The organism is Streptosporangium nondiastaticum, assembly GCF_003011965.1.
In the GTDB taxonomy this organism is placed as follows: domain Bacteria; phylum Actinomycetota; class Actinomycetes; order Streptomycetales; family Streptomycetaceae; genus Streptomyces; species Streptomyces nondiastaticus.
This window is the reverse complement of record NZ_PXWG01000013.1, coordinates 16,504-40,472: the sequence shown is the minus strand read 5'-3', so window position 1 is coordinate 40,472 and position 23,969 is coordinate 16,504. Positions and strand designations below refer to the sequence as shown.

General features: G+C 69.3%; 17 protein-coding genes and 2 pseudogenes. 7 read left to right on the top strand and 12 right to left on the bottom strand.

Annotated features, from left to right (window positions below; genetic code table 11):
- The first annotated feature begins 329 nt into the window (after positions 1-329).
- Together B7P34_RS39690 and B7P34_RS08490 are read left to right on the top strand one after the other, a co-directional pair.
- Positions 330-1,466, top strand: coding sequence for a response regulator (locus tag B7P34_RS39690; RefSeq protein WP_189382587.1), 1,137 nt, complete (start codon positions 330-332; stop codon positions 1,464-1,466).
- Between the two features lie 286 nt (positions 1,467-1,752).
- Positions 1,753-3,342, top strand: a complete 1,590-nt coding sequence (locus B7P34_RS08490) for a pyrrolo-quinoline quinone (protein WP_106675194.1) — start codon at positions 1,753-1,755, stop codon at positions 3,340-3,342.
- 70 nt (positions 3,343-3,412) lie between these two features.
- Here B7P34_RS08490 and B7P34_RS08485 read toward each other — a convergent pair whose 3' ends face one another.
- The 3 genes from B7P34_RS08485 to B7P34_RS08475 form a co-directional block, all read right to left on the bottom strand.
- On the bottom strand, positions 3,413-3,805 hold the full coding sequence (locus B7P34_RS08485; RefSeq protein ID WP_189382585.1) for a nuclear transport factor 2 family protein: 393 nt from the start codon (positions 3,803-3,805) through the stop codon (positions 3,413-3,415).
- A gap of 272 nt (positions 3,806-4,077) precedes the next feature.
- The gene (locus B7P34_RS08480; RefSeq protein ID WP_106675192.1) at positions 4,078-5,085 is read right to left on the bottom strand and encodes a terpene synthase family protein; all 1,008 of its coding nucleotides are present in this window, start codon (positions 5,083-5,085) and stop codon (positions 4,078-4,080) included.
- An 89-nt stretch (positions 5,086-5,174) separates the two neighbouring features.
- Entirely contained in the window at positions 5,175-6,695 is a 1,521-nt protein-coding gene (locus B7P34_RS08475; protein WP_146166768.1) for a prenyltransferase/squalene oxidase repeat-containing protein, read from the bottom strand.
- Between the two features lie 627 nt (positions 6,696-7,322).
- Between B7P34_RS08475 and B7P34_RS08470 the strand changes: the two genes are divergently transcribed.
- The 4 genes and pseudogenes from B7P34_RS08470 to B7P34_RS08450 all read left to right on the top strand — a co-directional run.
- Complete coding sequence (locus B7P34_RS08470; RefSeq protein ID WP_223267634.1) at positions 7,323-7,931, top strand: sigma factor-like helix-turn-helix DNA-binding protein; 609 nt, start codon at positions 7,323-7,325, stop codon at positions 7,929-7,931.
- Positions 7,932-8,083: 152 nt separating this feature from the next.
- Positions 8,084-8,876 (top strand): annotated as a pseudogene (locus B7P34_RS38350) (IS5 family transposase); the annotation flags it as partial.
- 308 nt (positions 8,877-9,184) lie between these two features.
- Positions 9,185-9,973, top strand: coding sequence for a 3-hydroxybutyrate dehydrogenase (locus tag B7P34_RS08455; RefSeq protein WP_223267633.1), 789 nt, complete (start codon positions 9,185-9,187; stop codon positions 9,971-9,973).
- A 141-nt stretch (positions 9,974-10,114) separates the two neighbouring features.
- Positions 10,115-12,025, top strand: a pseudogene (locus B7P34_RS08450) (helix-turn-helix domain-containing protein); the annotation flags it as partial.
- Here B7P34_RS08450 and B7P34_RS08445 read toward each other — a convergent pair.
- The gene (locus tag B7P34_RS08445; RefSeq protein ID WP_435693955.1) at positions 11,916-13,346 is read right to left on the bottom strand and encodes an MFS transporter; all 1,431 of its coding nucleotides are present in this window, start codon (positions 13,344-13,346) and stop codon (positions 11,916-11,918) included. The pseudogene B7P34_RS08450 and the gene B7P34_RS08445 sit on opposite strands and share 110 nt — an antisense overlap.
- Positions 13,347-14,032: 686 nt before the next feature.
- On the opposite strand from B7P34_RS08445, the gene B7P34_RS08440 reads away from it, so the two are divergent.
- On the top strand, positions 14,033-14,851 hold the full coding sequence (locus B7P34_RS08440; protein ID WP_106675186.1) for an IS5 family transposase: 819 nt from the start codon (positions 14,033-14,035) through the stop codon (positions 14,849-14,851).
- Positions 14,852-14,974: 123 nt separating this feature from the next.
- Here B7P34_RS08440 and B7P34_RS08435 read toward each other — a convergent pair whose 3' ends face one another.
- From B7P34_RS08435 to B7P34_RS08400, 8 genes are all read right to left on the bottom strand, one after another.
- A complete protein-coding gene (locus B7P34_RS08435; RefSeq protein WP_435693954.1) occupies positions 14,975-15,166 on the bottom strand; it encodes a rubredoxin in 192 nt (63 codons plus the stop codon).
- A 107-nt stretch (positions 15,167-15,273) separates the two neighbouring features.
- Entirely contained in the window at positions 15,274-16,251 is a 978-nt protein-coding gene (locus B7P34_RS08430) for an acyl-CoA desaturase (protein WP_106675185.1), read from the bottom strand.
- A gap of 245 nt (positions 16,252-16,496) precedes the next feature.
- A complete protein-coding gene (locus B7P34_RS08425) occupies positions 16,497-17,723 on the bottom strand; it encodes a beta-ketoacyl-[acyl-carrier-protein] synthase family protein (RefSeq protein ID WP_106675184.1) in 1,227 nt (408 codons plus the stop codon).
- Positions 17,720-17,971, bottom strand: coding sequence for an acyl carrier protein (locus B7P34_RS08420; protein ID WP_106675183.1), 252 nt, complete (start codon positions 17,969-17,971; stop codon positions 17,720-17,722). Before B7P34_RS08420 ends, B7P34_RS08425 begins: the two co-directional genes overlap by 4 nt.
- Before the next feature lie 151 nt (positions 17,972-18,122).
- Entirely contained in the window at positions 18,123-19,145 is a 1,023-nt protein-coding gene (locus B7P34_RS08415; protein ID WP_106675182.1) for a 3-oxoacyl-ACP synthase III family protein, read from the bottom strand.
- Positions 19,146-19,427: 282 nt separating this feature from the next.
- Positions 19,428-20,270 (bottom strand): NAD-dependent epimerase/dehydratase family protein, encoded by an 843-nt coding sequence (locus B7P34_RS08410; protein ID WP_106675181.1) that lies wholly within the window; start codon positions 20,268-20,270, stop codon positions 19,428-19,430.
- Positions 20,271-20,276: 6 nt separating this feature from the next.
- Positions 20,277-21,914 carry a fatty acid CoA ligase family protein gene (locus B7P34_RS08405; RefSeq protein WP_189382579.1) on the bottom strand — a complete coding sequence of 546 codons (1,638 nt, stop codon included), beginning with the start codon at positions 21,912-21,914 and terminating at the stop codon, positions 20,277-20,279.
- The gene (locus B7P34_RS08400; RefSeq protein ID WP_146166767.1) at positions 21,914-22,876 is read right to left on the bottom strand and encodes an alpha/beta fold hydrolase; all 963 of its coding nucleotides are present in this window, start codon (positions 22,874-22,876) and stop codon (positions 21,914-21,916) included. The genes B7P34_RS08405 and B7P34_RS08400 overlap by 1 nt, the downstream gene beginning before the upstream one ends.
- Between the last annotated feature and the right edge of the window lie 1,093 nt (positions 22,877-23,969).

Below are 23,969 nucleotides of genomic sequence, written 5' to 3'. Positions count from 1 at the left end.
AGCGCACGCCTGTATTGTAAATAGGCTTCGAGGAGCGGGCGTTGCGGTGCAACGCCGGGCACCGCGCCATGCCGGGCCGCGTCAACGTCCGTCGGCCGGAGGTCTCTCATCAGTGGGGACGAGGCGTCCCGGGGGTGGCGCGGACGGTGGCAACGGGTGGCATCGTTGCGTCACTTCCCGGATCGCGAAGCGCAACGGGCACGTGGCCCCTCATCCTGTGAATCCTGACTGACCCTGACTGATCCTGACTGGTGGATCCTGACCGGTCGGTGCGACGGCGGGAGCGTTGACCGGCCGCGGGGCCGGCGCGGGAGAGAGAGGAGGAGGCGGTGGGAGAGCTTCGGCCGCTGGGCGACGACCTGACCGACACGTCCCGGGCCCTGGCCCAGGCGTTGCGGGAGCTGTTCGAGGGGATGGAGGTGTCCGTGCGGCGGTACGCGGCCCGCCGCCGGCGCGATCCGGGAACGTTCTCGCGCTACCTGAACGGGACGCGGTTACCCCCGTGGCAAGTGGTCATGGACCTGTTCGCGGACCTCGCCGAACACCGGGGAACCGCAGTCACCCCCGAGGCCATCGAGTTCGTACGCGGCCTGTACGGATCGGCCGTCGACGCCGGCTCCTCCCCCAAACACGCGGTGGAGATCCTGGAGCAGCAACTGGCCGATGCCGACCGGGTCTCCCGGCGCTCGACCGTGCGCGGCGACGTGCTGGGCGACGCGCTGCTGGACCGTACGCACCGCATCGCCGACCTGGAAGTGCGCCTGAACCAGTTGGAGGCCGACCGGAGCGCCGAGCGGGAACGCGCGGACAGCCTCGCGGCGGCCCACCCCGACGTCTCTGACCTCCTGCAGGAACGCAACGCCCTGGAGGCCGAAGTGTCGCGACTGGGGAGGGAACTCCGCGAGGCGCGGGAACAGCGCGCTGCCGCGGAGGCCCGGTGCGAGCTGCTCGAACGGCAGCTGGAGGCGGTGGAGCAGCAGCACGTAGCCGCGGCCTTGCCCACGGCCCTGCCCACGGCTTTGCCCGCCGCCCCCGCCCCGGCTTCCGCCTCCGTTCCCGGCTCCGGGGCCATGCCCAGGATCCTCATCGTCGACGACCAGCCGGACAACCTGCTCGCGATGCGAGCGGTACTGGAGACCCTCGACCAGGACCTGGTCACCGTCTCCTCCGGACGGGAGGCGCTCAAGGCGCTCCTCGACCACGACGACTTCGCGGTCATCATCATGGACGTGCAGATGCCGGAGATGGACGGCTACGAGACCTGCGCACACATCAAGCGGCGCCCCCGCACCCGTGACGTGCCCATCATCTTCCTGACGGCGATGGGCGAGGACCCGGAACACACGGCCCGCGGATACGCGGCCGGCGCGGTCGACTACATCAGCAAGCCGTTCGACCCCTGGGCCCTGCGCGCCAAGGTCGCCGTGTTCACGTCCATATACCTCGAACGGCACGCCGGGCGGTGACCCGCAGCCCGTCGGCTCGGCTCGTCGGCCCGGAGCTCCCCGAGCAGCGGTCAGTTCCATTTCGGCGCATGCACCCGGCCACGAGCCGGCCGTCACTGGTCAGAACGGGATCGGAGGCGCAATCGCTCCCCTTCCGCTCGGCGTGCGCGCTGCTCGGGCCCGTCCCCACAGGGACGCCGCGCCCCTGTGTCACCCGTTCCGGTGATTGAGGCCCGGCGGCCCCTCGTCGACTCTGGCCCGGAGAGGTACGGAGTGGCGCGAATGAGGAGGAGAGGGGCACCCGCGGATGCCGGCGATCGCCGACGGAGCCGGCCCCGCGCCGGTGACCACGCAGCACAATGACAACCGGCGCACCGGCGCCAACCTCCACGAACACGCGCTCACCCCCCTCACCGTCGGCCCCACGACCTTCGGGAAGCTCTTCACCCGTGCCGTTGACGGCCAGATCTACGCCCAGCCCCTCGTCGTCCCCGGCGTGGACGTGCCCGGCACCGGCCCGCGCGACATCGTCTACGCGGCGACGATGCACAACAGCGTCTACGCCTTCGACGCGCACGACCCCGCCGCCACCGCCCCGCTGTGGCGGGCGTCCCTCGGGCCGTCCGCCCCGCTGCCCGACCCGCAGATCGGACCGTCCGGCTACCGCGACATCGCCGTCGAGGTCGGCATCGTCAGCACCCCCGTCATCGACACCGCGCGCCAGGTCCTGTACGCCGTGGCCTTCACGAAGGACGCCGACGGCCACCACCACACCCTGCACGCCCTCGACCTCGCCACCGGGCAGGAGGCCCTCGGCGGCCCGGTCCGCATCGCCGCCGAGGTCCCCGGCACCGGCGAGGGCAGCAGCGGCGGCAGGCTCGCGTTCGTCAGCAAGCGGCACATCCAGCGCGCCGCGCTGACGCTGGCCAACGGCCGGGTGTACATCGCCTTCGCCGCCTACGGGGACCGCCGCCCGTACCACGGCTGGGTCCTCGCCCACGACGCCGAGACCCTCGCCCTCAGGGGCGCCTACGTGGCGACGCCGGGGACGCGCATGGGCGGGATCTGGCAGGCAGGACAGGGCCTCGCGGTCGACGACAGGGGCTGCCTGTACTTCATGACCGGCAACGGCGGATTCGCCGCCGACGGCAGCGAACTCGGCGACAGCATCGTCAAACTCACCCCCGACCTCGCCCTCGCCGACTGGTTCTCGCCGTACAACAACGCCGCCCTCGACGCCCGGGACATCGACCTCGGCTCGGCCGGCCCCCTGCTCCTGCCCGGCACGTCGCTGCTGCTGGGGGGCGGCAAGGAGGGCAAGTTCTACCTGCTCGACACCACGGACATGGGCCACTTCCACGCCGGATCCGACTCCCAGATCCCGCAGAGCTTCTCCGTCGTGCCCCCCGACGGCAACCGCCACCACATCCACGGCGGACCGGTGTACGGAGACTTCCCGTTCCCGGACGGCCCGTGGGCCTACGTCTGGCCCGAGAACGCCTTCCTGAGCGCCTACCGCTTCGACGGCCGGCGCTTCGCCACCACGCCCGTGTCCACGAGCACCACCACCGACCCGGCCGGCGTCCCCGGAGGCTCCCCGGGCATGCCCGGCGGCATGCTCTCCCTCTCCGCCCACCACACGGACCCCGCCACCGGCCTGCTGTGGGCCTCCCACCCCTACCGGGACGACGCCAACCAGGCGGTGGTGGAAGGAATCCTGCGCTGCTACCAGGCGGACGACCTCACGCGCGAGCTGTGGAACAGCAAGACGAACGCCCCGCGTGATGACGTGGGCCTGTTCGCCAAGTTCGTACCGCCGACCGTCACGGGAGGGAAGGTGTACGCGGCGACGTTCTCCGGCGCACTGCACGTCTACGGGCTGCTCGCCCGGCCTTGACTCCCTGCCCTGCCCTGTCGTGTCGTGCCGTGTCGTGCCGTCGACGGGCACGGCGTCGCGCACCGGCCGGTCAGGACCAGAACGCGTCCTCGGCCTGCTGATCCCCCTGGAACTCGCGGAACGCGACGGCCCTACCGGCGGCGATGTCCCAGACGTGCACTTCCGGTGACGACCAGGGTGCCCGGCCGCTGCGCTCCGCGCTGACCGTGCACAGGACAACGACCCGCGAGGTGTCCGTGAGCACGTCGTCGATCCGGATGCGGAACGAGCCTTCGGACAGCTCCATGACCCGGCCGAAGAATTCGACGATTTCCCGGTGCCCCCGGTAGTCGCCGGAGAGCGGGCTGCGACCCGGAACGTGCCAGGTGATCTCCTCGGCGAAGGCCTGGAGCACCGCGGGGATGTCACCGATCGCGAACGCGCGGTACGCTCCCTCGATCAGTTTTCGGTTGTCGGTGAGCACCGTAGTTTCTGCTCCGCATTTTTCATGGCTGCTTCGTGGCTGTCTCGTGGTTGCCCCGTGGCTGCCTCTGAGTGAACGTACGCAGTCGCCGGGCGCGCCGAGGACGCGGCGAGGAGTTCCGAAGGCGACGATTCAGATCGTAGGGGCCGCGACGGCGATGGGAAGGGAACACGCAGAGGGGTGGCCGGACAAGTCCTAGGCGGCGGGCCGGCCCCGGGCGCCCGAGGAGGGAGGCCCGGGGCCGGTTGGGTTCCGTCTGCTGATTCCTCGGCTCAGGGATGGTGCGTGGTGGTGGGGGGCTGTACGGGTTCGAAAAGCCGGTGGACGGGTGCGGGGGTGCTGGAGGAGCAGGGTTCGGGCCGGGTGTAGCGGTCGGCCTGGTGGTAGTAGTCGAAGCAGCCCCGGACGAACTTCTCGTAGGCCGTGGCGCAGGTGAGGGCATCCGTGCGTGCCGGGCCGGTCATGCCGGTCGCGTCGAGTTGTGCGGGGAGCTCCCGGGCTGCGGTGAGCATGGCTTCTGCACAGTCGGCCAGCATGCCGGCGACGCGGTCGGCAGCAACGCGGGCGGTGTGGCCCTCATTCCGTTCCAGGAGTACCACTGCGTTGTGGAAGACTCCCACGGAGCGGTCCTTGGCCACGGACCACAGATCATTGTTGAGGCCGGTGTACTCCGCGGCGGCCCGCTTGAGATCCTGCAGCGCGGGCAGGTGCCGCAGCGCTTCGGGGAGGTCGAGGCCTGCGCCGAGTTCGGCGAGCGTGAGGAACATGTGGGCGCCCACCCCCCGTGCGCGCCGGTAGCGGTAGGCGTCGATGCAGGGGTAGCGGTCTGCTGCGCGATCGACGGTGTCCTCGTAGTAGGTCCAGAGCCATTCCTCGGTGTCCTTGCGGAACTCCTTGCGCCATGCCGCTGACCTGCTGGCCAGCATCCGCTGCCAGATGTCCGCGAAGGCGTGTGTGGCAGGGGTCCGGCCTGCCCCGCCGTCCAGTACGCGCACCAGGGAGGTGAGGGCTTCTTCGCAGCGGGCGGGGTCACGGCCGTCGGGGCCGTCGTCGAAGTCGTCGTCCATGATGAACGTCCAGTACAGCCACTGTGTGAGGCGCACGAGGTCCGCCGGCCCCGCGTCGGGGTAGGCCAGTGCGGTGGTGTCGGTGATCCGGGCCCGACGCAGATTGCGCTGGGAAGCGGGTGACTGACAGATCCCGAATCGGGAGAGCCAGGAGCACACAGCGGCGTGGGCTTGGGCGGCGAAGGGGTTCGGGGCGGTCGGCGGGATGGGCATCCGAGGGGCAGGGACGGTGAGTTCGGGACGGGGGTCCTGTGTCCGGTTCACCTGGTGGTGCGGTGTGCCCGGTTCGGCGCGCATGAGCGTCAGCCTGCCTCTCGTCGCCGGGACAAAGCTGCCGGGGCGGGCTCCAGTGGGACCCGGGGCATCGACGAAGGTGACTGGTCGCGCCAGCGCGGCCAGTCAGTGAGGGCCGTCAGGGCGTGGATGCTGGGAAGTGAGGGGAAGTCGTAGGGGATCGGGCGCGGACCCACCTGGTCGGCCGGCCCGTGGAAGCCGCCGCCGGGCCGCTCGGTCGCAATCAGCCAGCGGGTGCCGGCGTACGCCAGGTCCCTGTGCTTCATACCGTGTGTGGCGCTGACCGCGTGAGCAGTGCTGATGGGATCGCTCACGCCGCCTGCGCGCTGGGCCCAGCCCCCGTCCTTGTTCTGGGTGCCCCGCAGCCGGGCGGCGGCACGCTCCAGGGCCCGACCGATACGTTTCTCCAGGCCCTGCGCGACCGCGGGAGGAAGACACGTCAGGGCGTGGACCGCACGCCCGATGACACTCGACTCGCTCAGCGTCCAGCTCTGGGGCCAGGTGCCGTCACCGGACTGCTGATCGAGCAGGAAGACCACCGCCTCACGTAACAGGGGATCCGACTGCCGGCTGCCGGGGGCAAGGACGATCAGCCCCGCCGCAGTCATCTCCGCTTCGGGCGGCTCCCCCTGCCGGTAGGTCGGCAGGCCCCCGCCGGGCACGGCCATGGAACGCAAGAACTGTTCCGCCCTGCCGATCTGGTCACGGTAGCGGGCGTGGTCGAGGTCGCGAAGGAACTGCACGCACACAGCGGTGCTGTCGACATCGCACTGCCGCACACGCGAGGCGAAGGCCCAGCCCCCTTCCGGATTCTGCCCGGAGGCGACGTAGTCGCCGATGCGCAGCATCAGACGGCGCCGACCGCCGGCCCGCACGAGCGCCAGGCCGGCCTTGGCAGTGAGGAACAGGTCGTGGCTCTCCACGAACGGGACCCCGCCGTCCGGATTCTGCCGGGCCGTCAGCACGTGCATGCCGCAGGACACCTCGGACGCGCCGGGATCCACAGCGTGCACCGCGTGGAGGGCGAGCAGATGTGCCAGGAGATTCCCCTCCCACACCTCCCGCGCACTGCCCTGGTGCAGCAGCCGCAGCAGCTCCGCGGTGTCCCCGGCCACCGACGACGGAGGCAGCCCGGTCTCCCGGCCGTGCAGCACACGCACGGCCAGCACCACAAGCCGGGTCCAGGTCGCGTTGGCTTCGGGGCCCGGCAGCTCGAGGCCGGCCAGGCGCCGGTCGTAGGGCAGTACCCTGCACACGGCGAACAGTGTGGCGAGCAACGCCTTCTTGCGCGCTCCGGTGAAGTGGTCGAACCCCCTCAGGTACGAGACCGCAAGGAGCCGGTCACCTGCCTTGGACTCGCCCAGCACCGCCCGCGCGAGCAACGCCTGCCATCCCTGGTCGCCCGACGACCGCCCGAGGCAGCCTGCCACCCGGGCACCCGCCGCGGCACGCCACGAAGACGCCTCCATCCTGCACAGCAAAGCAAGGAAGAGCGACGACTCCACAACCCTGCTGCCGCACTGGTCCACTAAGGCCCCATGGGCATCGACACGCAGGGACAGATACCGGGTCAGCCTGCGACAGCAGTCACTGACCAGGGACGGCAGTGGCACATCATGCACAACACGAGTTGTCACTCATGCCTCCGTGTGGACGAACGTACCTTCGTACCCGCGGACCGAGAAACCACTGCCCCAGCGCGGGACACACGACGACCTGCCGCGAGGACATGAACACCACGCCGGCAGGGAAACACTGGACACCAGGCAGGCGCACCAGCACCAGATGGTGAACTCCGGCGCAAGCGAACCTGAACCACGTACGCGGACCCCCTACTTCACTCGCCCACGATGCACCTGGCAACCTCCCGGCAGGAGGCGCGAGGAAGGCCACGGCTCACACGAAGCGAAGGCGCCGGAGCGTGCGGATCCCCACCCTCGACACGCCTGTTTAACTCGCTCTGCATTCCCGGTGGGGCCTCAGCCGGCGATCCTCGCGGAGGCCGCACTGGGCCGTGCGCGCCCACCTCGCGTAAGTCGGGGGCGGGAAGGCTGCTGCTTCCCGCCCCGGCCTTCGGCACTGCGCCGGGGCTCGGCCGCCGCAAGGAGTCCTACGTCGGTCCCTGGCTGCCCGCACCGCTGCTGAACGCCCCGGATGTGGCGGAAGACGTCGAGCCGGCCGACAGCGTCTCGATGGCGATGATGCTGGTCCTGGAGACCCTCACGCCAGCTGAGCGGGCCGTGTTCGTCCTGCGTGAAGTGTTCGGCTTCGAGTACGACGAGATCGCCGAAGCCGTCGGCAAAAGCCCGGCCGCGGTCCGCCAGACCGCTCACCGGGCACGCACACACGTCGCCGCACGCCGGCCGCGCGGAGCGGTGTCCCCGGCCGAGACCCGCAACGCGCTCACCGCGTTCCAGCGGGCCGCCGAAACAGGCTACCTGCAAGGTCTGCTCGACATCCTCGCCCCCGACGTCGTCTTCCTCGGCGACGGCGGCGGCATCAAACAGGCCGTCCGGCAACCCGTGACGGGAGCCGTCAAGGTGGGCCGCCTACTGACCGCCGGGCTCGGCCGGTTCAGCACCGAGGGCTGGTCACTACAGCCGGCACTGGTCAATGGCCACCCGGCGCTGACACTCCATCTCGACGGTGAGATCGACACTGTCGTAGCGGTGCGCCTCGACGACGGACTCATCACCGGCCTCTACGCCATACGCAACCCTGAAAAACTGACACACATGCATGCGGAGACCGTCCTCCACCGCTGAACCCAGGCATGGCGGCCCAATCTCCTGAACCCGGTGGGGCCCCGGAAGCCGTATGTGGCGGCCTGCGCCGCATGCCGCCACGTACATTCCGCCACCTAGGACTTGTCCGGCCGATCATGTGGCTACTCCGCATCCGGGTCGTTGATGTGGACATGGGGCGGGGCGATTTGAGCGATGCCGAGTGGGAACGGCTGCAGCCGTTCCTGCCGGTCAGCAACAGGCGTTGCGGCAGGTGGCGGGATCACCGGCAGGTGATTGACGGGATTCTGCACCGGGTTCGGACCGGCGTTCAGTGGCGTGACCTGCCTGAACGGTTCGGCCCGTGGAAGACCGTCTATGAATGCCACCGCCTGTGGTCGGTCGACGGAACCTGGGAACGCCTGCTCCAGCAGGTCCAGGCCGAGGCCGACGCAGCCGGGGAGATCGACTGGGACATCTCGGTCGACTCCACCATCGTGCGGGCGCATCAGCACGCCGCCGGTGCGCGCACCGATCCGCCGCCGGCGCCCGCGTGGTGGAGGTGGTGCGAGAGGTGAGAGTTCGGGCCGCTCGCGCGGCGGGTTCACCACCAAGATCCATCTGAGCGCGGACGGCCGCTGCCGCCCACTGTCCCTGATCGTCACACCGGGACAGCGGGCGGACTGCACACAGTTCAGGCCTGTGCTGGAGAAGATTCGCGTCCCGCGGACCGGGCCGAGCAGGCCACGCAGGAGGCCTGCCGGCCTCGCGGCGGACAAGGCTTACAGCAACGGTCCGTGCCGCGAGTATCTGCGGCGCCGGGGCATCCGGCACACGATTCTGGAGAAGACCGACAGCCAGGCCGCCCGCCTGCGCAAAGGGTCACGCGGCGGACGGCCGCCTGGCTTCGACGAAGAGCGGTACAAGAAGCGCAACACCGCCGAACGGGCGATCAACCGGCTCAAGCACTCCCGAGCCGTGGCCACCCTCACGGCGTGAGCGAGAGCCCGATCGTGGACAGCAACCGCTACTACGGGCCGCCTACGGAGGCGTCGCCGGCGGCGGGCGTGTCCGACCAGGACCGGTTCCGCCACGTGATGGGACGCAGGCCGTAGGCCCGGCGTCCAAGCCTCCGCTGCCGGAAGGTGTCGCCGCACGCCACGGAAGCGGGCCGCAATGTGGCTGCAGACCACATCGGTCCGGCCGAGGGCCCGGCCTAGGGTGCGGTCATGACCGCACCACACCTTCCGAACTCACCAGTGAATCCAGCGAATCAAGCGAATTCAGTGAATCCATTGAATCCACCGGCCCCGGCGGACTCTTCCGTCGATCTGCGCGGGCGCACCGCGCTCGTCACCGGCGCCGCAGGCGGCATCGGAGCCGCCTGCGCCCTGCGGCTGGCCGCCGCCGGAGCCCGGGTCCACGCCGTGGACCGCGACGCCCCCGGCCTGGACGCCCTCCGCGCACGGGCGGAGCACCTGCCCGGCGCCGTCGAGGCCGTACTGCTCGACCTGACCGACCTCGACGCCGCCGAGCACGCGGCCGCCGGCACCGACATCCTCGTCAACAACGCCGGCACCCAGCTCGTACGACCCATCCAGGACTTCCCGCCGGAGGAGTTCCGCGCCGTCCTCGCCCTCCTCCTCGAAGCGCCGTTCCGGCTGCTGAGAGGGGCCCTTCCGCACATGTACGCACGCGGATGGGGCCGCGTCGTCAACATCTCCTCCGTGCACGGGCTGCGGGCCTCCGCCTACAAGTCCGCCTACGTCGCCGCGAAGCACGGCCTCGAAGGGCTGTCCAAGGTCACCGCCCTCGAAGGGGCGCCGCACGGAGTCACGTCCAACTGCGTGAGTCCCGGCTACGTACGGACTCCGCTCGTCGAGAAGCAGCTCGCCGACCAGGCCGCCCTCCACGGCATCCCCGCCGAGAGCGTCCTCACGGAGATCCTCCTGGCGGACTCGGCCGTCAAGCGCCTCATCGAACCCGGCGAGGTCGCCGAGGCAGTCGTCTACCTGTGCGGACCGCACGCCTCCTTCATCACCGGCAGCACGCTGACCATGGACGGCGGATGGACGGCGCACTGACTGACGGTCACTCAGTACCTGACGGCTGCCCGGTGAACCGCAGCCGATCCGCAGCGGATCCCGAGCCGCTTCGCAGCCGATCCGCAGCCGCTTCGCCCGGTGACTGGTGCGCCGTCCGCCGCCGGAGGTAAGTCTGTGCGCATGCCCGACGATCACACCGAGACCTCGTACGAGACCCCGTACCTCGCGCTGCTCGCCCGCGGCGCTCCCGCCGCCGAGTACGAGCGTCCGGTGCTGCGCGCCCGCGCGGACGGGGCGCCGCCGGACCGGCTTGCCGCCCTCGACCGCGCCAAGCACCTGGCCCTGCGCGTACGGGCCGAACTGGAGGACCGGCGGCGGCGCGAGGCCGAGCTGTCGGCCCTCTTCGCGACCTCCCACGACCTGGCAGGCCTCCGCGACCTCGACGCGGTGCTCCAGGCCATCGTGCAGCGGGCCCGCTCCCTGCTGGGCACGGACGTCGCGTACCTCACGCTCCACGACCCGGCCGCCGGCGACACCTACATGCGCGTCACCGACGGCTCGGTCTCCGCCCGCTTCCAGCAGCTGCGGCTCGGCATGGGGGAGGGTCTGGGCGGGCTCGTCGCGCAGACCGCCCGCCCCTACGTCACCGACGACTACTTCGACGACCCCCGTTTTCAGCACACCCGGACAATCGACTCGGGAGTGCGCGACGAGGGGCTGGTCGCGATCCTCGGCGTGCCGCTCCGGCTCGGCAGCCGCGTCATCGGGGTGCTCTTCGCGGCGGACCGCCGCGCCCGCGCCTTCGAACGCGGGCAGACGGCGCTCCTCGCCTCGTTCGCCGCGCACGCCGCCGTCGCCATCGACACGGCGAACCTGCTGGCCGAGACCCGCTCCGCCCTCGCCGGGCTGGAGGCCGCCAACGAGATCATCCGCGACCGCAGCGCCGTCATCGAGCGCGCCTCCGACGTCCACGACCGGCTCACCGCACTCGTGCTGCGCGGCGGTGACGTGCACGACGTCGCCGCGGCGGTCGCGGAGAGCCTCGGCGGGCAGGTCACCTTCCTGGAGGCCGGCCGGTGCCCCGCGGCCGCCGTGAACAGCTCTCGCGCCGTACGGCATGGGGACGGCTGGTACGTCGCCGTGTCGGCGGGTGGCGAACTCCTCGGAGCCCTCGCCTTGTCCGGGCACCCCGCCCTCGACCCCGTCGACCAGCGCACCCTCGAACGCGCGGCCATGGTCACCTCACTGCTGCAACTCGCGGGCCGCCAGGCCGGCGAGGCCGAACAGCGGGTACGGGGCGAGCTCCTCGACGACCTCCTCGACGCGCCCGGCCGCGACCCGCGCCTCCTGAGGGAACGGGCCGCACGCCTGCGGGCGGACCTGGACACTCCGCACGTGGTGCTGGCGGCGAGAGCGGTGGAAGGCGCAGTGGATCCGGCGCCGGGTCCGGCGGACGGAGCCGCGTCCGCGGACCACCGGCAACGGCTGTGGTCGGCGGCGTCCCACCTGGCGGCGACCCGGCACGGCCTGGCCGCGGCCAGGGACGGCGGCACGGTGCTCCTGCTGCCGCACGACGGGCGGCGCAGCGCCTCCGAGGAGGCCCGCCGTGCTGCCCGTCAGCTCGGCGCCGCGGTCCCCGCCGGCGTCACGGTGGGCGCCTCCGCACCCGTACCCGCTCCGGCGGCCGGCCCCGGGGCCGTGGCCGCCGCGTACGCCGAAGCCAGGCGCTGCCTCGACGTGCTGCGCGTGCTCGGCCGGGACGGAGAGGGCGCGGCGGCCGACGACTTCGGCTTCGTAGGGCTGCTGCTCGCGGAGACGGGCGGCGGGGGAGAGGACCGTATCGGCCGCTTCGTGGCCCGCACCATCGGTCCCGTGGTCGAGTACGACACGCGGCGCGGCACCGCGCTCGTGGCCACCCTGGACGCGTACTTCGCGGGCGGCATGAGCCCCGTCCGCACCAAGGACGCCCTGCACGTGCACGTCAACACCGTCGCCCAGCGCCTGGACCGCGTCGGCCGCCTGCTCGGCCCGGACTGGCAGACGCCCGCCCGCGCCCTGGAGATCCAGCTGGCCCTCTGGCTCCATCGCCTCGCGGCTCCGCCGGCGGTTCGTCGAGCTCACGGTGGCGCGTCTCCTGGGCGAGACCGACCGCGACCAGAGTGACGAGGACGGCGGCGATCACGTAGAGGGCGACCGGAGTGCCGCTGCCGTACTCCGCGAGCAGCGCGGTGGCGATCAGCGGGGCCGGCGCCCCGGCGGCCACGGACGCGAACTGCGCCCCGATCGAGGCCCCCGAGTACCGCATCCGGGTCGCGAACATCTCGGAGAAGAAGGCGGCTTGGGGCGCGTACATCCCGCCGTGGAGAACCAGCCCCACTGTGATCGCTGTGACGAGCCCTCCGAAGCTGCCGGAGTCCGCGAGCGCGAAGAACGGAAAGGCCCATATGCCGATGCCCGCGGCCCCGATCAGATAGACGGGCCGCCGCCCGATCCGGTCCGAGAGGGCGCCCCAGGCGGGGATGGCGGCGAAGTGCACCGCGGATCCGATGAGGACGGCGTTGAGCGCGGTCTGCTTGGGCAACTGGGTCTGCTCGGTTGCGTAGACGAGAATGAACGCGGTGATGACGTAGTAACTGATGTTCTCCGCCATACGGGCCCCCATGGCGACCAGGACGTCGCGCCAGTGATCCCGCAGCACGGCAATGAGCGGAGACTTCCGGGACTCGCCCGAGGAGGCCCGCGCGAGGGCGGCTTTGAAAACGGGCGACTCGTCTACGGACAGCCTGATCCACAACCCCACGATCACCAGCACCCCCGACAACAGAAAAGGCACGCGCCATCCCCACGACAGAAAAGCAGCCTCTGACGTCAGTGCCGTCAACCCGGACAGCACCCCGGTAGCAAGCAGCTGCCCCGCGGGAGCCCCGGTCTGCGGCCAAGACGCCCAGAACCCCCGCCGCCGCGCATCCCCGTGCTCGGACACCAGCAACACGGCCCCACCCCACTCCCCGCCAAGAGCGAACCCCTGAACGAGCCGGAGCAAGGTCAGCAACACGGGCGCGAGCGACCCGGCAACGGCATGAGTGGGCAACACCCCGATGGCACAAGTAGCCCCACCCATCATCACCAGACTCACCACAAGCAACCGCTTCCGCCCCACCCGATCCCCGAAATGCCCGAACACGAGCGCCCCGACGGGCCGAGCCACGAAGCCGACTGCATAGGTGAGGAAGGACAACAGAGTCCCGACGAGAGGATCAGAACCGGGAAAGAACAGCTTGTTGAAGACCAGCGCGGCGGCGGAACCGTAGAGGAAGAAGTCGTACCACTCGATAGTGGTCCCGATGAGGCTGGCGACGACGATTCTGGGGAGCGAGTTGGGAGTTGGGGTGGGTGGGGGAGGGGTGGCCATGGTCATCACTTCCGGGTGGGCGAGGGGCGCGTCATTGCGTCGCCACACCGTAGGAAGATGCAGGTCAGCAGCCTATATGGTGGGAGGCCACACTTCGGGGACGGGGTGTGAGGGCAGCACCCATGAGGGGGTGCGGCGGGCCCTGTGTACCGCTCAACTCGGTTTAGGAATCCGGTGTGGAGTAATGTCGCGATTGGGCTGATCTGGCGCTCGGGTGCCGACTCCCGTGCTGACTTGGTGCTGACTGAAATCCCACGTCAGCACCCCTGATCACCCCTCCCGTGCTGACTTGGTGCTGACTACGCAGCGTTGAACTCCGGCATTCGGGTGCGGATCGGACTCCTGTGCGAGTCTGGATGATCGCTCGCCACGGTGCGTCTGAAGGTCGCCGCATCACCTCGGTCGTCTGGAGACAATGGCACACTGAGAAGGCTTCCGCTTTCCGTCCGGCGGGCTTGACTAATCGAACGGGGTTCCTGTTCGCGTGGTCGGCGCATGAAGGATGGGCCTCTTGGTAGCTCGGGGTTGTGATCCCAACCGAGCAGCACCAGAAGGCTCTGTTGCCACAGCCTTTCGCGCTCATGCCCGCCGAGTCCACCGTGGCGTCCCGGTCGTGTGACTGCCTTGCGCACTGGTTCGGGAATGCCGCGGACCGGCCGGACCGGAACCCGTGCTATGCGTCGGACATGACCGAGGCCGAGTGGCAGATGGTGCGGGCATCGATGCCGGTGCCGACGTGGCTGGAGGGCCGGGGCGGCCGTCCGGAGGACTATTGCCACCGCGTGATGCTGGACGCGGTCCGCTACGTGGTCGACAACGGGGTGAAGTGGGCGAACCTGCCGAAGGACTTCCCGCCGTACCGGCGGGTGCACGCGTTCGCCCGCCGCTGGCAGGCCACCGGGCTGCTGGCCGAGCTCCACGACCGGCTGCGCGACCGCGTGCGCGTGAAGGAGGGCCGGTCACCGGACCCGACGGCCGCGATCGTGGACTCGCAGTCGGTGCGGGCAGCGGCGAACGTCCCGCGTTCGACATCGGGGTGGGACGGAGGGAAGAAGGTTGGCGGGCGCAAGCGACACCTGGCGGTCGACTGCCTCGGCCTGGTCCTGGTGGTGCTCGTGACCGCGGCAAGCGTGCAGGACCGCGACGCCGCCGTCCCGCTGCTGGAGCGGTTGCGCAAGCTGTACTTCTCGATCCGGCTGGTGTGGGCGGACGGAGGCTACGCGGGCCGGCTCGTCGACTGGGCCGCCGGGAAACTCGGCCTCGCCGTCGAGATCGTCAAACGCTCCGACGACGCCAGCGGGTTCGTGGTCCTGCCACGCAGGTGGGTGGTGGAGAGGACGCTGAGCTGGCTGATGCGCTCACGCCGCCTGGCGCGCGACTACGAGACCCTGCCCGCCATGCACGAGGCGATGGTGCTGTGGTCGATGACCATGCTCATGAGCGGATGCCTAGCTGGGCGCCGCCGGCACGCTTTCATCCCACGTCAGCCGGCCCCGCCGGCCTGACCGCGCCGAACACGTTCGGCCGGAGCTCTCCCGCCCAGCCCCGGGCTGTCAGCCGTTTCACCCGCGAGCGCACTCCCTCCACCCCCGCCGGAGGGGGTCGCTGGCTGAAACGTGTGAGAGTTGTCAGAGCTGTTCCATTACGAAGTCCGCCTTGGAGGTGCCGCACTGGGGGCAGGTCCAGTCATCGGGGATGGTCTCCCAGGGGGTGCCGGGAGGGATACCCTCCTCCGGCAGCCCCAGCGCCTCGTAGTAGACCCAGCCGCACAACAGGCACATCCATGACTGCGTGGTGGGTTTGGCAATGGGTTTGTTCACGGGACCGCTTCCTTCTGCTCGGCATGTACTGCACAGCTCACACCCGACTTATGAGCGGTGCCGGACGAGGGGCTGCTGGGGACGAGAATCGTTCTCCGGAACACGGGTTAACTCGTCCATACCGCCGACTCGCTGGTGGCAGCGTCCGCTGCCTGCCTGCGCTTCTTCTCGATCTCTTCCCTGGTCGGCTCGCGCAGGTCTGTGACGATGCCGAGTTTTCCGAGCACGGCGAGGAGCCATCCGCTGAGATCGGGCTCCAGCCAGGTCACGCCGTGCCGGTAGGAGCCGGGGAAGGCGTGGTGGTTGTTCTGCAGGCCCTCGCCGAAGGTGAGGAAGGCGACGGGCCAGTTGTTGGCGCTGCGGTCGCCGTTGTGGAACGGTCGGCTGCCCACCGCGTGGCTGACCGACGAGACCATCCATGTGGCCTGGTTGGCCAGGAAGATCCGTGCCAGGCCACCGAAGAGAGCACCGGTCAGGATGGCTTTCTCCGTACCCTCGACGGCAAAGCCGATCAGACCGGGAATGGCGAGGCCGCTGATCACCCAGTACGGGTAGGTGCGGTGGTAGTACATCAGGCGCTGATTACGCAGGAGGTCCGGGGCGAACACCGACCACCTGGAATCCTCGTCACTCAACATCCAGGGCATATGCGCGTACCACAGGCCGCGCAGCCGCTGTTTGAGACCGCGCCCGCGCAGATTCGGCGAGTGCGGGTCACCCTCGCGGTCGCTGAACCGGTGGTGGCGACGGTGCGTGGCAACCCACCACACCAGCGGTCCTTGGGCGCCCATTGCACCGGCGATCATGATGATGGCTTCGAATACGGGGCCGGAGCGGAAGGCCCTGTGGGCGGCGTAGCGATGGTAGCCCACGGTGACACCGACCCCATGGACGAAGTACATGCCGGCGAAGAGCCACAGGTCGGTCGCCGTGAAATTACCGGTCGCCAGGAGGTACACCGTCACCGCCATACCGATCAGTGGCAGGGTCGTGGTGGTCAGTACGGCGAACCGTTTGGCACGAAGGCCGACCGGGTCGAGTCGGATGATGGCATGCGCCAGCACCTGTGAGGTGGATGTGGACATCACGCTACTCCGTTCCTCTTCGGGGTGTCGTCTTGGTGCCTGCCGTGGGATTTGTGTGGACCGGCATGGCGAAGCGATTACGTCTGACCGACGAAGGCGTACTGGTGGAGGTCGAGGTGCCGGTGGGTGAGCAGGGCGCTCCACACGATCACCGTGTTCGTCGGCAGGCGGCGGTTGCCGAGACCGGGGCCGCGAGTTGACCCGGCGGGTCAACCGACGGGGCGGGCGGGTAGAGCCGAAGTCGGTCAGAAGGCTCTTGTCAGAGCGAGGACGACGTTGTGTCCGCCGAAGCCGAAGGAGTGGCTGACGGCGACACGAACGTCCTGTTGGCGTGGCTGCTTGGTGACACAGTCGATATCGAACTCGGGTGCTGGTGCTTGCAGGTTGGCAATCGGTGGCACGGTGCCGTGCTGGATGGTGAGCGTGGTGAGTGCTGCCTCGATGGCTCCTGCCGCGCCGCCGCTGTGGCCGAGCACGCCTTTGGGCGCGGTCACGCTGGGACGGTGCGGCAGTACGTGGGCGATCAGGGCTGCTTCCCTGGCGTCGTTGAGCGGGGTGGAGGTGCCGTGTGCGTTGACGTGATCGACCTCGTGGACGGCCAGGCTCGCTTCGGCCAGGGCAGTGCGCAGGGCCGCCTCGGCACGACGGCCCTCCGGGGCCGGTGCGGTGGGGTGGTGGGCGTCGGTGGTGCTGCCGCAGCCCGCGAGCAGGGCGCGCACGCGGGCGCCGCGAGCGGTGGCGCCTTGTGTGCGCTCCAGGACGAGCACGCCGGCTCCCTCGCCCCCGACGAAGCCGTCACGGTCAGGGGCGAACGGCCGGGATGCCTCGGTGACCGAGTCGGTGCGCTGGGAAAGTGCGCCCATGCGCCAGAAGCCGGTGGTCGTCAATCGAGTGAGGGATGCTTCCGCGCCACCGGCCACGGCGACGTCACACTGCCCGGAGAGCAAAAGGTCCCGGGCCACCGCGATGGCCGTGGCGCCCGAGGCGCAGGCGGTGTTCGGGGCCAGGCTGGGGCCGTGGGCTTGGAGGGCGATGGATACCTCCCCTGCCCCCATGTTCGGAAGGAACATGGGGATGGTGAGAGGAGAGACCATGTCGGGCCCCAGGTCCTGCAACCGCCTGTCCTGCTCTTCGTGTACGTCGTCCGCTCCCAGTGCGCAGCCGATGACGACGGCCACCCGATCGCCGTTCCATGTCTGCGGATCGAGGCCGGCGTCATGCACCGCTTCGCGAGCGGCGAGTACCGCCAGCTTCGTGTACCGGGACATGCGCCAGGACGTGCGTCCGATGCGCTGGTCCAGGTCATTCCGTGAGAGGGGAACGCGGCAGGAGAAGTCGACGGGGAGGCCGGCGAGGGCCGGGTCGGGCGCTGCGGTGCTCACCCCGCGGCAGACAGCCTCCCAGGTAGCGCCCGGGCCTTCTCCGGCCGGGGTGATCAGCCCGAGTCCCGTGATGGCAACGGACGGTGTCATGAGGGGACCGGCATGTCCGTGCTCAGGGCGTCGAGGTGGTCGACGATCTCGGCGATGGTGGCGTTGCGCGTGGCGCTCTCTCTGTCGACCTTCATCCCGAATCGTTCGTGGATGATGAGTGACAACTCGGCCAGGGCCAAAGAGTCCACGCCCAGCTGCTCCAGTGTGACCTGGGGCTGGATCTCGTTTTCAGGGATGCGGAAGTTGCTGGTCAGGATGGAGCGGAGAAGATCGTAGGTTTCCGGCACAGTGTCTCCTTGCTGTCGTCCAGGGCAGTCGGGGTGGTCCGGGCCGGTTCCGTGAGCCCGGCGCGGGCGGTAAATGGCCGGGCAGCCGAGGCCGGCCGACGGCGTGTGGCCCCGGATGGCCCTCGCCGCAACATGCGGCCGGCCTGGCGGGTCACCATCGCACGAGAGCCAGGCCGAAGCTGAAGCCGCTGGCGAAGCTGAGCATCGCCACGTTGTCCCCGCGTTCGATGCGGCCGACCTCGCGTGCCTTGACCAGTTGCAGGGGGAGCGAGGCCGCCGCGCAGTTTCCATACTCGGCGACCGCGGGCATGCATCGGTCCTGGGAAAAGGAAAACGCGCCAAGCGTCTCGTGGTAATGCGGGACAGAGACTTGGTGGAGGGCGATGAAGGCGCTTGCGCGCACCGTGTGAAGTTCATCTTCAACGGCATTGAGGATTTCCGGAAAGGTGTCGAGCTCGCGTTGGCGCAGGCTCCCGTTAAGGCGCAGGGTGGCGTGGTCGTCATGTATCGAGCGCCCGTGCATGGTTCCACCGGCGGAAACAGTGCAGGTTTCCCACAGGGTGGATTTAGAGATGAAGCGCATCGTCAGAATGCCGGAATCGTCTTCACCTGCAGGGCCGGCGGTGAGCACCATCGCGGCGCCGGCGTCGGAGACGGTATAGCCGGGCAGGGCCCGCAGCAGATCCTTGCGGCCCGGAGTGTGCCAGCGCGCGAGCATGGAGCCGGCTTCTCCGCATGTGATGAGGATCGTACGGTAACGGCCGACCGCGATGAAGGATGAGGCCACTTCCATAGCGTTGAGAACACTGCTGCAGGCGTTCTTGACATCGAATACCGGGCAGGAGGCGCCCAGTTTTGCGGCCACGAGGTGTGAGGTGGCCGGTTCGAACAGGTCCTGCGCGGTCGCGGCGAACAGCAGCAGGTCGACGTCGTCGATTGTCAGGCCTGCCTCGTCCAGGGCGGTGCGGGCAGCGGTCGCGGCCAGGTCCGAGGCGTTCTCGCCGTCCTCGCGCACATGGACACCGCGTACCCCGGTGAGGTCCTCCAGCAGGCCGGGCGGCGGAGCGTAACCACCTGTCTCGGCAATCTTGACGCGAATTTCTTCCATGGTCCGGTAGCGGGGCGGCAGATGAGCAGCCACGGCTGCGATGCGGGCACGAGGGGCTTCGAGCACTGCGCCACCGTATCTGTCCGGTATTCGGGTCCGGGTCGAAAAGACGACCTGACAATGAGCTCTCCACTCCAACGGGTGATTCGCATGCATCTCCGGCGGAATTGAGGGTGCGGGAGGCCTGAGGGCTGCGCTGAGGTGACGGTAAGGAACTGTGTCATCAGTAGTAAATGGTGACCCTTCAGGTATGCCACACACCTTGTATGAGCGACAGGGAAGTCGTACTGCTGCAAATTCCTGCTCAAGCTGATCGCGTGGAACACCATCTCGCGGGTCAGCGGTGGCTCAGCCGTGATGCGCAAACACCGGTACAGCCGTTCCAGTGCCGCGGCAGCCGCGCGGGCCACGCCGACCGGTACGGCCCGGTGCTCGGGCAGCAGGCCGGCGGCTTGCAGCAGCAGGTTCCCGGCGTCGCGGATGGCAAGGGGCTCGCGCCCTGGCTAATGAAGTATGTTCGCCCTGCGATCGGGCACCCGGGGCGCAGCTTCTCCAGAGCCAGAAGATGTGCTCGGCGGCGTCGTCGATGTAGGTGAAATCAGTGAGGTGTTGTCCGCCGCCGGGCCAGCGCAGCCGGCCGCTACGGGCCCGGTGCAACAGCCGCGGCACGAGGTGCGGGTCTCCGGGCCCGATGATGGCGTGCGGGCGTAGACAGACAGTGGCCAGGCCGGCGGAGTCGGCGGCGTTCACGGCCCGTTCGGCTTCGGCTTTGGTCCGGCCGTAGTGGTTGCCGTATCGCGCCGCATAGGGATGGCTTTCGTCCACGCCTTCCAGGTGGGTGCTGCCGATGACGACGCTCGGGCTGGAGGTGAACACCAGGCGGTCGATGCCGTGCCGTCGGCAGGCGGCGATGACATGGTGGGTGCCGGTGACATTGACGGTCTGGTAGTCAGAAGGACTTCCCCACAGGCTGACCTTGGCTGCGCAGTGAACCACCGCCTGACAGCCCTCGGCCGCCGCAGCCACGTGTGACGCGTGACGGATGTCCGCCTGATACTGCTCGATGCCCGCCTTGCTGAGCTGCGGGTGCAGAGTACGGCTGAGGGAGCGGACCTGGTATCCGGCCTCAGCTAGGCGAGTGCACACGGCCCTGCCCAGGAAACCGCTGCCGCCGGTGACGAGCGTCTTCACGGGCGCCTATCCTCTGATTTTCCTGGCGGCCCATACGGCGAGGGCCGGATGGTTGATCTTTGAGTTGTGGCGGATGTCGACCGGCAGGCCGGGGTGGAACAGGACCTGCTTGATCCCGGCGAGATGAGGAATGCCCTGCATGAGGGCGAGCGTGTCGGTGACGGCTTTCCGCCGCTGTGCACCGCGCAGCCGTCGCTCGGTTTCCACGCACAACACCGGTAGCTGCGTGCCTGCGGGTCCCGTCCCGACCAGGCCACAGCGCCGGACACCGGGTACGGTGTTCGCTACCGCTTCGGCCTGCTCGGTGAACACCTCACCGTGTGCGGTCCGCACCCGCTGGGACACGCGGCCGCAGAACCACAGCCGGCCCTGCTCGTCGAACCGGCCGGCGTCGCCCATGCGGTGCACGATCTGCTTGCCGTCGCGGATCTTGGCGAGGGCCGTGTTCTGTGGCTGACCGTCGTAGGCCGAACTCGTACCGGGACCGGCCACGGTGATCTCCCCGATCTCGCCCGGCGCCACCAGCAGTGAGTAGTCCCATTCGGCGATGGGGCCGTTGGCAATCCGGATGATGCGCACGTTGTTGTCCGGCAAGGGCACTCCTACGCAACTGCCCCACCCGCGGCGGCTGCCGCAGCGGGCGTCACCGAGCAGGTCGTGGTGGCCGAGGACGCTGATCGGCATGGACTCCGTGGCCCCGTAGCAGGACAACAGGCGTGCCTGCGCAGGCAGGCACGCCAAGAGTTTCTCAGCTGTACGAGGCGCCAGGGAGGCGCCTCCGCTGAGCACGGTGCGCACCGGCTTCAGGAGGCGACTGTGCTGCGCGCAGTAGGCGGACAGCCTCTCCAGTACCACTGGCGAGGCGAACACGGCGGCAACGTCGAAACGACAAATCTCTCCGGCTAGGACGGCGGGGTCGGCGGATGCCGGGCGCAGGAAGTTCATGTCCGGCACCACCATGGACAAGCCCATGGCGGAGCCGGCCAGGGAGAAGGGCGGCAGGGTGGACAGGGCCACCGTGCCCGGTGGCAGCCCGGCCATGTGCCCGGCCATGCGGAACTGGGCCATCAGATTGCCGGGATTGTAGGAGGCCGGCTTGGGCGGGCCCGTGGATCCGGATGTGAAGGCCACCAGGCCGGGTGCCTCGCGGCCCTCAGCGTTGCCGGACGGGCCACTGATGCCGGTGGTGCCGCGCAGCCGTCGCAGCGGGGCCCCCAGGAAGGCGGGGCCGGCACCCACCAGGAGGGGCAGCCGGACGGTACCGCGCCCCCAGCCCAGCAGCAGGCGGGCGACGTGCGCCTTCGCAACACCGATGAACGCCTGCGGACGGGTCTCGGCCAGTGCCGAGCGCACCGCCGCCGGCGCCAGGCCCGGATCGATCAGAACCGGTACCGCTCCGAGTCGGGTGAGCGCCCCCATCACCGCCGTCAGATCCGGCCCGGGCGGCACCATCAGGCAGGCACGCATGCCCGGCACAACGCCAGCACGCGCCAGCGCGGCCGCGTAGTAGTCGAAGCCTTCCCGCAACCGGTGGTAGGTGACCGCCTCATACCGGCCCCGGCCGACCGGGTGGTACTGGGCAACAGCCTCGGGCCGGTCTCCGGCCAGGCCCTCGACAGCGTGCAGCAAATCGGCGCCCGCCATCAGCTGGCCCCGGCCCCGGCGGCTGATGCGGCTGTTACCGCAAGGAAGGCGAGCACGTCGTTGGTGACCTGGTGCGGCACGTCGTCCAGCAGCAGATGACCGGCGTGCGGAAACAACCGCACCTGGGCATGCGGCAAGCGCCGCATCCATCCGTCCAGGACCTGGTCGTTGAACACCGGATCCTGCATTCCCCAGCACAGCAGGGTCGGCTTGTTCCTCAGCGCCGTCAGGTCCCGCCCCAGCTCATGCAGCGTCTCCCAGCCCATGTCCCCCGCCTTGCGAGGAATGGCACGCACGAACTTCTCGATGGCCCGCCGGTCCGACCTGCGTCGGTACGGCGCCAAGTACGCCGCACGCACCTGGCGTGGCATGCGACTGGTCACTCCCTGGTGGGTGATGCCGAGCGCGAAGAGGTTGTGCCGATAGCTGATCCAGGCGGCCAAGGCCGAAGCATGAATGAATTTCAACCCCCAGTACAGGCGATGCCCCTCGGGCCAAGGGAACGCCACGGTATTGCAAACGATGATGCGGGCGATCCGCTCCGCGTGCCAGCTGGCCCACCGCAGCCCTACAGGCCCGCTCCAATCGTGCACCACCACCGTCCATCCCCGCTCCGGTGCCTGATGCTTCACCGTGAGATGCGTGACCAGTGCTTCGATGCGGTCGGCGCGTGCCTGGAATCCTCCGACGGTGAAGGGCTCGGCGGTACGGCTGGACAAGCCCATGCCGGCCATGTCGGGTACCACACAGCGGTAGCGCTCCCGCAGACCGATTACCAGATGACGCCAGAAATAGCTCCACGTCGGATTCCCGTGCAACATCAGCACCGGCGGTGCGTCACGGGGGCCCTCGTCCAGGTAATGCCGGGTTCCGGCCGAATCGGAGAACCAGCGGCTGGTGAACGGATAGTCCGGCAGCTTCCCGACGCGGGTGGGCACATGGGCAGGCACAAGATCAGTCACAGGCGGACCGTTGCACTGCGCGGCTTGCCGAAGTGGCTCGGCACGTTTACCGCACTGCTGCTTTCACATCATGGAGTGACCCCACGAGCACCTGCTTGATCCCGCGAATACATCATTTCAGCAGCCCAGGTTCAGTCCTGGCTTCCAATGATGGTTTGTTGACGGCGGTTCGCCATTCCTCTCCGGAGCAGTTCCACCGACTGCTGATAGGCAAACAGTTGTGGCGCACGGTAGTGTGAACCTCTCCGGCGGTGAGCGTGACAGGAAACCGGTCGCTTCCGCGTATGCCTCTTTCACGGTCCGTTCCGGTTGGCGCTGCGGCGAGAGCACCGGCCCAGGCGTGCCCGCATACCCCTCGCTATTACCTTGTTCATCAACCGACCGATTTTCGAACAAGATCGATGGGTGAGTGGACCCGAGCAGGCCCGGGTCGCGTCCAGGAAACGGAGCCAAAGAGCGGGGGTGTCTTTTACAGACAGTGACGGCGGTTGGTCTCGTGTCTGTCGCCGGCCAAGCTAGCCAGAAGCGCACCCTGTGCTCTTGCCGGGGCGGGGCAGGGCGGCTCGAATATCGGACGGGCCTGACGGCTTCCTGTGCTGTGCATGCCGCGGGTGATCAACTACCCCTTGTGACGCATGGCTATCCGTGAGGCTCGCAGCGGTAAACCAGGACACCAGTGCGTCGGTCGGAAGCACTCAGATCCGCTTATCCGCACCCCCATGAGACATGCATGCGATCGCCCGCGCTGCCCTGGACCCATGACCACGCCCGGCACTCCACCATCAGCCCCGCCGCCACGGCCGGGCCGGGACGCCCCAGCGCGTCAGTGCCCTGCTCGTGGGCCCTGCGGAGGGCAGCGTCGTGTGTTGCGGGGTACGTCCTGGCGCTCGTCACCGGTTGCGCGGCCGCCTCCGTCGTCACCTCGGAGACAGCTCCGGCTGGCCTCCACCACGACGTCCGGACCGTCCAGGGTGAGGCCGGCTGCTGATTCTTCCGCTGGCCCGCCGGGGCAGGTTTTTCACCGCGCGCTTACCTCAGGCGGTGCGGGCGCTGGCCCGAGGGTTCATAGCGTGGAGGCAGAGATACGGAACCG